At 56.2% G+C, this 1,158-nt stretch carries 1 protein-coding gene; it reads right to left on the bottom strand.

Translation table 11 applies throughout. The features are described 5' to 3' along the window. On the bottom strand, nucleotides 1-902 hold a 902-nt coding region (locus AC1D0Z_RS22320; protein ID WP_477660333.1), incomplete at its 3' end, for a TRAP transporter substrate-binding protein. Between the last annotated feature and the right edge of the window lie 256 nt (nucleotides 903-1,158).

Below are 1,158 nucleotides of genomic sequence, written 5' to 3'. Positions count from 1 at the left end.
GTCGGGAAAGGCCGGAGCTTGGTACCCGCACCCACCAGTTGCTTGAGTGCACCAGGGTTCTTGGCATCGTATTTGGCCTGCATATCGCCATGGGCCYGGGCCGCAGCCGCTTCCACAATCGCCTTGTTCTCGGGTGTGAGGGCGTCAAATGCCTTGTTGTTGATGAAGAAGTCCAATTCAGGACCACCTTCCCACCAACCCGGGTAGTAGTAAAAGGGAGCGACCTTGTTGAAGCCCAGCTTCAGGTCGTCATAAGGCCCCACCCATTCAGCGGCATCAATCGTGCCCTTTTCGAGGGCCTGGTAAATTTCGCCGCCGGGAATGTTCTGCGGCACGCCGCCGATGCGCTCCAGCACCTTGCCGCCGAATCCGCCGATGCGCATTTTCAGGCCCTTGATGTCTTTCAGCGACTTGATTTCCTTGCGATACCAGCCACCCATTTGCGAGCCGGTATTACCGCCCGGGAAATTGACGATGTTGTACTTGCCATAGAACTCGCGCATCAGCTTCAGGCCGTTGCCTTCGTACATCCAGGCACTCATCTGACGGCTGTTCAGGCCGAAGGGAATGGCGCATCCCAGCGCAAAGCTTTCGTCTTTGCCGAAAAAATAATAGGGCGCGGTATGGCAGGCCTCGACGGTACCTTGTTGCACACCGTCAACCACGCCGAAGGCGGGCATCAGTTCACCGGCCGAATGGACGGAGATTTCGAACTTGCCGCCCGACATGGCTTTCACGGCCTTGGCAAATACTTCGGCGGCACCAAAAATGGTGTCAAGGGATTTAGGGAAGCTGGATGCCAGGCGCCAACGAACGGCAGCCTGCGCATGAACGGCAGGTGCGACGCCTGCGGCCAGCACACCGGCGATACCGGCGTTTTTGATAAGTGAGCGACGATCCATAAAACTCTCTCCTGAAGTTATCGAATTTTGCGTTGATCTGCCAGATCGGTCAGCGGACTACGACAGTTGAATTGCGTTGCCTTGATTGAATCGGCGGAGCATGGATACTTTGGCACTCTTTTACACAAAAACACCCCGTTTTTACCCGTAGATCGTGCACAAAAAAGCCGCATGGGCATGCGGCTTTTTGACGAAACGATTGAGCGGTCGGCTCGCCAGGTACAAGCCGCCCACCCCTATCTGATCAGGTTGGCAA

It is taken from the genome of Polaromonas sp. P1_E3 (genome assembly GCF_056405935.1).
The sequence above is the reverse complement of the archived record's forward strand: the minus strand, read 5'-3'. Positions and strand labels throughout refer to the sequence as shown.